This window comes from Pedobacter polaris (assembly GCF_005116505.1).
In the GTDB taxonomy this organism is placed as follows: Bacteria; Bacteroidota; Bacteroidia; order Sphingobacteriales; family Sphingobacteriaceae; genus Pedobacter; species Pedobacter polaris.
The window spans coordinates 1-8,882 of the sequence record NZ_SWBR01000009.1; the positions used below are offsets into that span (position 1 = coordinate 1).

The window sequence follows — 8,882 nt, forward strand, 5'->3', positions numbered from 1 at the left end:
GAAAAAGTGGTGATTTTATTATCATTGAGTAGTGCTTACTTTGATTAGTGGAAAGCTGATTGGCTAAAGTTACTTCCTATTTATGCAAGCTTCTTGTATTTAATCAAGTTAAAATTAGTTCGGCATATTGTAAAAGATATGCTGAACTTTTTGGTTTGAAAAGCTTGAAATTATCATTTCATTAAAGGAAATGTGAGATATAGTTTCGATATTTATAACGGAGCTGTTAGGAAGCTGCAGGAGGACAACTACTATGCCTTTGGACTGAGGCATAGCGCAACGGCGGGTACGAACAACTACCTGTACAACGGCAAGGAGTTGCAGGACGAGCTTGGACAGTACGACTACGGGGCAAGGTTCTATGACCCGGTGATAGGTAGATGGAACAGTGTGGATCCGTTGGCAGAGCATTCACAAAGCCTAAATCCATATCATTTCTGTTCCAACAATCCGATGAACAGAATTGACCCTGATGGTAAGTGTGATGATCCAAATTGTCCACATAAAGGCACTAGAAATACATGGATAAGTGCAGCGCTTAAGGAGAATGTTAACGCTCCTGCCAGGAGGGGAAATGAGGCTGCTGCTAATACTTTTGAAGTTTCTTTAGGGGTTGGTCTTGGTGTTGGGGCGTCGTTCAAGCAAGGGGGGGTAGGTGTTTCTGCAGAAGTCATGGGGCCAAATATAGGCTTGAACTTTAGTGGAAAAGGTAGTTTTCTCGAAGGAAGTCTCATTAAAGGAGGCTCGGCAGATATAGCTTATGGAGGGGTAAAGGCGGGAGTTGCAACGCCATCCATAGGAACGTTTTCGCTTTCATTGGATAAGCCTGGAGATGGATTACAACTAGGCTATACCAACGCTACAAACAATGCTTTTTCTTTAACTGCATCTTCTAATACAAAAGTAAGCGCAGGGTTGGAAACCGGTTTAGGTTCCTCATCAGAAGTTAGTGTTAGTGCAAAGTTAGGGGTTGTTTACGGAGAGGTTAAAGCTAATATTGCGCAAATGGGTGAGGCTGTCAAGAATTGGTCAGATGCAACTAGGAACTATTTTACAAACTGGTTTAAAGAAACAACTAATAATACACATAAATAGTATGGATAATAGTGTTGTATATGGAATGATAGCAAGCTTATTGGTGCTGTGCATTGGTCTGTTAAAATTATTACAGAGAAAACGTTATGAGAAAAACGGAGTGAAAGTCCAAGGTCTAGTTTCTGATTTATTGCTCGAGTACCAGGGAGGTACTCGAGCTTATTATCCCGTAGTTAGCTATAGGACACTTGAAAACATCGAATTTGAGGAAAAATCCTCATTTGGAACCTATCCTGCTGCCTTTAAAAAAGGTCAAGAAATAGATGTTATCTACGATCGAGCTGACCATAAGAAATTTATAATAGACAGCAAGAAATATGTTTATATAGAGGTTGTATCTATAACAATAGGCTTAGTGGGTCTTATTATCTCATGTGTTTATTTGATGAAATAAACTTTTCCTGATTCCTCTAGCTCAGCATCTACTTGATCGTCAAACTTAAACTTGTATATCTTCCATTTGTCTTTAGGTTTATAAAACATAAATATAAATCGAATAGGTTTGTCATGCTTTACCAAAAAACTAAAGTAGACAAGGCTTGATGTTGCTTTTTGAGAAGTTATCTGCTCTTGCCCATAGAATTTGCCTGCAAGTACGCTTATTGTGGACAGCTTCTCTTTAAGTTCCTTAACCTGTTCTGGGGCGATATCGGTATTGGTTCCAAATATGAAATCAACCGCTTCTCCTGGATTGGTCTTATACTTTTCGAAGAATGTGTCCATCAGCTTTTGCAGGTTAGGGTCTTCTGTTTTTTCTTGTGGGTTGGTGTTGCCGCAACTAATAAGCACAAGAAGGAATGATGCAATAATGTATTTCATGTTTTTGTTATTTAGTGTAAATATGCCTTGCCAGTCTTGGGATTACGTATGATGCCCTACGATATCTTCCTTACCTTGCACAGTGTCGCTATCTTATCTCCTATGTTCATAATAATGCACAAAAGGATACCTAATCCAGTTGTAGAGAACAAAAGTTAATAAATAAAATTATTATTCCCTTGCAGGAAACAAACCTTTGTTTACGCTCACTTTAGCGAAGCGTACCGGTTGCGATTAGTTAAATAAGTTCAGCATATTGTAAGAGGTATGCTGCCTTTTTGTTTTAAAAGGATTGAAATTATTGTTTTCATTAGAAGGAAATGTGAGATATAGTTTCGATATTTATAACGGAGCTGTAAGAAAGCTGCAGGAGGACAATTATCCACATTTGGTTGTTGTTTTCAATGGTGTGAATGAGCTCGCAAGCTCGGTTACTATGCCTTTGGATTGAGGCATAGCGCAACGGCGGGTACGAACAGTTACCTGTACAATGGCAAGGAACTTCAGGATGAGCTGGGACAGTACGACTATGGGGCAAGGTTCTATGACCCGGAGATAGGGCGTTTCAACACGATAGACCCATTAAGCGAGGTTTCGAGAAGGTTTAGTCCCTATAGTTATGCGCTGAACAACCCTATAAGGTTCATCGATGTTGACGGGATGTACGCGTTTGAACCTACCCCTGAAGAAGCTGCATTAATGTCAAAGCACGTGTATGGGGATAAGGTTGCCCTTAAAGGTGGATGGGCGCAATCTAACCTGTCTACTGGATTGAATTATACAAATGAAAAGACTGGATTTAAGTCGGCACTGTACGAGCGTACAGTTGATGGTAAGACAGAGTATACGTATGCCACCGCAGGTACAGAGGATTTTGTTGGTCAGGACGGTGCGACAAATGTAAAACAATTAGTCGGTCTTTCCGGGCAGCACGAACAATCGACCAATAACGCAAAGGCTCTGAGTAAGCAACTTGGAGGTGCTGAGCTGACCTTTACAGGCCATTCTTTAGGCGGGGGGCTTGCCGAAGCAAATGCGATTGCTACGGGCGACAAGGGTATTACGTTCAATGCCGCAGGACTGAGCCCATTTACCAAAGGATTTGGTAAAGGTAATGTTGACGCATATGTTATGAGGACGGATCCATTAACGATAGTACAGGATAAGATGTTGATACTTCCCAACTCCGGTGGTACAAGGCATACGTTGACACCAAAAAGTGCTTCTGGTGTTTACAATGGTCATAGTATAGACAGTGTTATCGAATCGCTTTCAAAGCCCAGCCTAATTAATATGTTTTTAAAGAGCGCAAAAGACTATCTTACAAAACCAATACCATGGGAGAATTAAAAATGTGTATGAAGAATATCTCAATAATTATTTTGTGCCTGTTTGTTTTTGGGTGCAAGAACATAGATACATCTGTGGACAAATCGAAGCTTCTGGGACATGACTATCGACTGTTCCAGGGATCCCCAATTTGGGGCTTGGCCAAGGCGGTTAATGCCAGCGATACGTTGGCCATTGCCGTTGCCATAGCAGAAGGTCAAAGCTCAAACATTGGAGAGCCTCGTTTTGGGGGCACGCTGTTGATGATGGCAATACAGAACGATAACTACGTGGCTGTAGAAGCACTGCTGAAGCATGGTGCGAATCCCAATCAAAAAGACACGTATAGGGGAACGACCCCGATGCACTATGCGGCAAAGAATGAAGATCCGAAATATGTTAAGCTCCTTTTGGCATACAAGGGAAATCCAAATTCGATAGAGAACGCACCCAAGAAACAGGAGGACGGACTGAGCGAAACGGTACTTAATAGCGCCATTTCATACGGCCGGGAGAACGTACTGGAAAAGGTCGAACTGTTGGTAGAAGCCGGAGCCGACGTTAACAGCTCGGGATATGATACCGAAGTGAAGCTGCCCATTACCGATGCGCTGATGAACGACAAGATGGACGTTCTTCTATATCTGCTCGAACATGGTGCAGACTATAAAAAGTTGCTATATAAAATGGCGGACGGCACAGATGTATATATCCTTCTAGCGCTAAGAAAGTGCATGCTGAACCTTGATTCTCCAGATTATCGGAAAAAGCTTGAAGTTATAGCCTTTTTAAAAGGTAAAGGACTGGACTATGATAAAGAACCAGTCCCAAATTATATACTTAAGGATATAAAGAAAAAATATCCCGATAGCTGGGAGGAATATGTGAAAAAATACTAGTTAATATATTTAAATCGGTCTGTTTTTTATAAAATCCCCCTCCATCTAGCGCAAGCGTCCCGCTTGTGATTTAGTTAAATAAAAGTTCAGCATATTGTAAAGATGTGCTGAACTTTTTTGTTAGAGGACCGACTATTGCTTGCCGACCTCCTATTGGATATCTATTATTTTCTAGTAGGTAGGAAATTCGTTTTTACTTCACTAGGCTGCAGTCAGAACTATAACAGAAATTGTTCTAGTGCTAAAAAAACCAGAAAAGGATACTTTGCTCGGATTTTTATAAGGCATCATAGCTATGAGCAGAGCTAAATTCATATTTATCGATATGCAAAGCAATGAGATCACTCATTTACAAGATTGAAAGGATATGCCAAAACAATAAACTTCTGTGTTCTTTGTGCAACGCTGTGTTCTCTGCGTTTTAATTTAACCCAAGTTCGGAAGCTTAAACTAAAGTTTTCAGTTCAAAATCCAATTTCACGCAGAATTCATTAAAAAACGACCTAAAATTCGTTAAAAAAGCCTCGTTTTCAAAAAAAAATATCAGCCCAAAACCCTAGTTCATCATGGGATTCCTATCGTTCGTCACCTGAAAATGGCAGTTGGCAAAAATATTCTTTACTAGACTAATAGCTTGATAGATTTATGATATTCTTTTACCATAAGCCATTTTGATTATTAAGTTTTCCTTTTGTTCATATGAAATTAAACTATTTATTCTACGTCACATTCTTAGCAATTTTCTGTAGCCAGTCTTTTAATGTAACTAATGCTCAAGTTACTGCTAAGCCATTGTTTAACACGCCAGTGCCAGTCTCTCCGCAATCGGCTAGCTTGATAAAGTCAATTGAGTTCCCAGTTGATCATGCACGGGGTCTTGCAAACATTTCTATTCCATTATATACGATTAAAGTGAATGATTTAGAAGTGCCAATTGTATTAAAATACCATTCTTCTGGTATCAAGGTCTTTGACCAATCTGGGTGGGTTGGGTCAGGTTGGTCATTAATAGCTGAACCTACCATAACAAGGGCCATAAACGGTAGGCCTGATGAGAATCACTTTTTGTATAATGAGAACTTAGGCTCAAACGAAAAAGAATATCTGGATGGGCTGGTAAATAATATATATGATGAATTACCTGACCAATTTTATTATAATTTAGTTGATAAAAGCGGCTCTTTTCTTTATAGTAGAAAACCGAATATTAGTGGTTACAATATCAAAACCCTCCCTTTTCAACCTATTAAAATTACATCGCCGGGAGTTAGCCTTAATCAACTCACAAACTTTAAAATTGTAGATGATAATGGAAGGCAATACTTTTTTGGTGGGAATAAGTTAGAGCGGACAAGTTTATTACAAACTACTGCATGGAAAGGTACTAAAATTGTATCAGCTAATTTGTTAGATACTATTTATTTTGACTACCATCCAAAATATGATGAATTTACCGTTTCACCCCAATCACATAAAATTACAGTAGAAGATAATAGCTCTTCAAACTATAATGAAATGACCGGAAGTGTTCAAAGTTGTTTATACATAAATACAATGCTAAAACCAACAGATGAACAATTGGCTAAACCATTAATTAGTAAGTATGTTAATGGTCAAATAAAGAAATATCTTTATGACAACAATTTGCAACAGCTTTATCTGTATGAAACTGTTGATGATGCCAGCTACCCAGAGGTGTACACCACTGAAGTACTATATGCTAAGGAAATTAAATTTAGAGGAGGTAAAGTAATTTTTGAAATTGCTGGTAGAACGCAAAACTATGATATTAAAGAAAATCTGAGGTGTTTAAGCAGGATTATTGTTTATAATGATAACAATTCTATTATAAAGGAGATTAAATTCAATTATCAAGAAATCTTATCAACAGGTACGCTTCCATTTTCTCCAGGCAGTTATTATGAAACACGATTACAACTGGCAAATGTTCAAATTTCTGGAAGTGGTGATCCAGATCCCCTTAAATATGAATTTAGTTACAATTTTACTAACCTCCCTAATAGATTTAGTTATGATATGGATGAATGGGGATATTACAACGGTCCCAAAAATAACCAAAGCTTAATTCCCGTTAGTACAATTTCAACGAGCATCACAGGCGGATCTAACTTTGATTTGCAACTTGGAGATGCAGATAGGTCGAGTGATGAACATTATATGCAGGCTGGAATACTCACAGAAATCAAATACCCAACTGGGGGTACCACAACATTTACCTATGAAGCTAATAAAGCCTATAACAGCCAAACTAATACAAGTAAGGTAGTAGGAGGGTTACGCATAAATAAAATAGCTGATTATAATCCGGTGTCTGGTTTGACAAAACAAAAATATTTTACCTATGGTATAAATGAAATTGGTGCAGGATACCTAAGGCATTGGACAGGTAATTTGATCTACAACCCTTATGTTATTCAACAGGACAAATTAACTCGTCTTAATCTGATAACCAATTGCGTTGCAGTTCCGGGTCAGCCTGGATATGGTGTTCATTGGGTATCAGATTATGTATCTGAAATCACTGCTAGGTATAGAACCATCATGTCTCAACCAGTTACAAGTCTTTTTTATAATGGTGAAGTAGTTGCTTATCCTGAAGTAACAGAATATATTGGCAACCCCGGCAATAATATTGGTAAAACTGTATACTCTTTTCAGTTTTCAGGAATGGGAAGCGGTGGAGGGTATGAAACTCCTTATTTTATTAATGGAACAACACTACCTTATGACAATAAAACTGAATGGGCTTATGGCCATGTCAATGAAAAAAATGATTTTCTAAATGGATCTACTTATTCAAAAGTAGCAGCAAATACAACTAATTATCAAGCATTGTATGATACAGATAAAATCTGGTCTAGGTCTGCTTTTAAGATGAGATTTGCAATGGGTTTAGAGGGCGGTATCCCCTCGCTTGTTAACCAACAACTTTTTCAGACACAAGTTAATGAATATGAAACGGGATATCTTCAGTTATTGTCAGATACAACAAAGACTTATTTATCCTCTAATTCACCTATAATTCAGGTAAATAATTATCAATATAATAATCTTCACATTACTTCACCTACTACAATAAGTACCATCACAAGTGAAGGCAAATTACAAACGAAAAAAATTAGTTATCCTCATGAAATGGTAGCTATGGGCCATACAGAACCTTACCAAGAGATGGTTAATCAAAACATGATTAGCCTACCCATTAAAACAGAAGAATTTGTAGATACTGATTTTTTGGCTAGCTCTCTTACAAATTATAGTAGGTTTTGGCCAACAAACGCTTCTTTAATTACCCCTAAAAGCATTAAAACAAAGTTTAGATCAGAAGCTGAAGAGACGAAAATCGAATTCCTCTCTTACGATAAATTTGGGAATATTTTAAGTTATATGCCTGTGGATGGCATAAAAACATGTTACATATGGTCTTATAAGAATAAGCATCCCATAGCTGAAATTAAGAATATAGACTATGCTACAATTGCATCGGTTTTAGGCGGTGATTTGGCTGTTAATAATTTTAGTTTATCTACTCCTACGAGTGATTCTCAAGTTAACAATTTTTTAGCCCCATTAAGAGCAAGTCCCTTATTAAAAAATGCTTTTATTACTTCTTATACTTATGATCCCCTAATTGGGATGACGAGTACGACGGATGCCAAGGGTATGACGACCTATTACGAGTACGACTCGTTCCAGCGGCTGAAGGCCATCAGGGACCAGAATGGGGACATCGTCAAAAGCTATTGTTACAATTATGCAGGGCAGGTGACAGATTGCAGCGGTTATAGCGGCGGCGGTGGTAACGGTACGCAGATCACCTATCTAAATTTGACCACCCCCTATTACCCGGGAGGCCCATATGCTGCGGACATCACCGGGCTTGTGGTCAGGAATGCAGGTGGGGCCGTACTCCATTCCTTCGACCATGCACAGCTGATGGCAGGGGTTAGCGTTCCATATGGCACCTATAACATCGAGGTAACGATCGCAGGTTCCGGCTGGGACCCCAATACAGACCTGGGCTGGGATTCATGGTACATCTTTAACAGTGGCGGTGCAAATGGGGCCATGCGTACCTCGGCAAGCTCCTACTCCATAACCGGCTTTGCGTTTGATACCCCCACCACAACGCTAAATATAGATAAGTACATATTTTAATAAGCGCCAGATGAAAAGAACATATATTACCGCCATTATATTGATCGCCAACATTTCAGGGATGATGGCCCAGTCCCCGACCAGTTCACGGAACTATGTTGTGGAGACTGTGGTGAAGACCGCCGGCAAAAAAACAAACAGTTCCCTTTCCAGCCTTCCGGTTGACAGCGCCACCCGCACCATCAGCTATTTCGACGGCCTGGGCCGTCCGCTGCAGACTGTAACTTGGCAGGCAAGCCCGACAGGGAAGGACGTCGTGCTTCCCATCGAGTACGACCAGTACGGCAGGGAAGTGAAGAAGTACCTTCCCTATGCCGAGCAGACGGGCAGTGACGGAAGCTATAGGGCTACTGCGATTGCCGGACAGGCTGCCTTCTATGGTACCTCGGGCTGGGACGCTAATGTTGTAAAGACACCATATCCCTACAGCCAGGCGGTACTGGAGGCCTCTCCGATTGGGAGGGTACTCGAGCAGGGCGCACCTGGAGCTGTATGGCAGCCCTACAATGCAGCTATTGCGGGTTCGGGCCATACGGTTAGGGCGGACTACAGCAGTAATGT

General features: G+C 39.9%; 6 protein-coding genes and 1 pseudogene. 6 read left to right on the forward strand and 1 reads right to left on the reverse strand.

Features of this window, described 5'->3' with window-relative positions; all coding sequences use genetic code 11:
* Window positions 1–192 precede the first annotated feature (192 nt).
* Together FA048_RS20070 and FA048_RS19555 are read left to right on the forward strand one after the other, a co-directional pair.
* Complete coding sequence (locus FA048_RS20070) at window positions 193–1,095, forward strand: RHS repeat-associated core domain-containing protein (protein ID WP_317130529.1); 903 nt, start codon at window positions 193–195, stop codon at window positions 1,093–1,095.
* Window position 1,096: 1 nt separating this feature from the next.
* Complete coding sequence (locus tag FA048_RS19555) at window positions 1,097–1,489, forward strand: DUF3592 domain-containing protein (RefSeq protein ID WP_169306912.1); 393 nt, start codon at window positions 1,097–1,099, stop codon at window positions 1,487–1,489.
* Here the strand turns inward: FA048_RS19555 and FA048_RS19560 are convergent.
* Window positions 1,474–1,914, reverse strand: coding sequence for a hypothetical protein (locus tag FA048_RS19560; protein WP_136844350.1), 441 nt, complete (start codon window positions 1,912–1,914; stop codon window positions 1,474–1,476). The two genes, FA048_RS19555 and FA048_RS19560, sit on opposite strands and share 16 nt — an antisense overlap.
* Window positions 1,915–2,358: 444 nt before the next feature.
* Here FA048_RS19560 and FA048_RS20075 point away from each other — a divergent pair.
* The 4 genes and pseudogenes from FA048_RS20075 to FA048_RS19580 all read left to right on the forward strand — a co-directional run.
* Window positions 2,359–3,264: pseudogene (locus tag FA048_RS20075) on the forward strand (RHS repeat-associated core domain-containing protein); the annotation flags it as partial.
* Window positions 3,252–4,142, forward strand: a complete 891-nt coding sequence (locus FA048_RS19570; RefSeq protein ID WP_205943533.1) for an ankyrin repeat domain-containing protein — start codon at window positions 3,252–3,254, stop codon at window positions 4,140–4,142. The pseudogene FA048_RS20075 and the gene FA048_RS19570, both read left to right, overlap by 13 nt.
* Window positions 4,143–4,841: 699 nt before the next feature.
* Window positions 4,842–8,321 carry a hypothetical protein gene (locus tag FA048_RS19575; protein WP_136844354.1) on the forward strand — a complete coding sequence of 1,160 codons (3,480 nt, stop codon included), beginning with the start codon at window positions 4,842–4,844 and terminating at the stop codon, window positions 8,319–8,321.
* Window positions 8,322–8,331: 10 nt separating this feature from the next.
* Window positions 8,332–8,882: DUF6443 domain-containing protein (locus FA048_RS19580; protein ID WP_225872587.1), on the forward strand; the 551-nt coding region annotated here is incomplete at its 3' end.

Coding starts and splice junctions, on each gene's coding strand:
- FA048_RS19555 (WP_169306912.1), top strand. CDS start 1,097: ATGGATAATAGTGTTGTATATGGAATGATAGCAAGCTTATTGGTGCTG.
- FA048_RS19560 (WP_136844350.1), bottom strand. CDS start 1,914: ATGAAATACATTATTGCATCATTCCTTCTTGTGCTTATTAGTTGCGGC.
- FA048_RS19570 (WP_205943533.1), top strand. CDS start 3,252: ATGGGAGAATTAAAAATGTGTATGAAGAATATCTCAATAATTATTTTG.
- FA048_RS19575 (WP_136844354.1), top strand. CDS start 4,842: ATGAAATTAAACTATTTATTCTACGTCACATTCTTAGCAATTTTCTGT.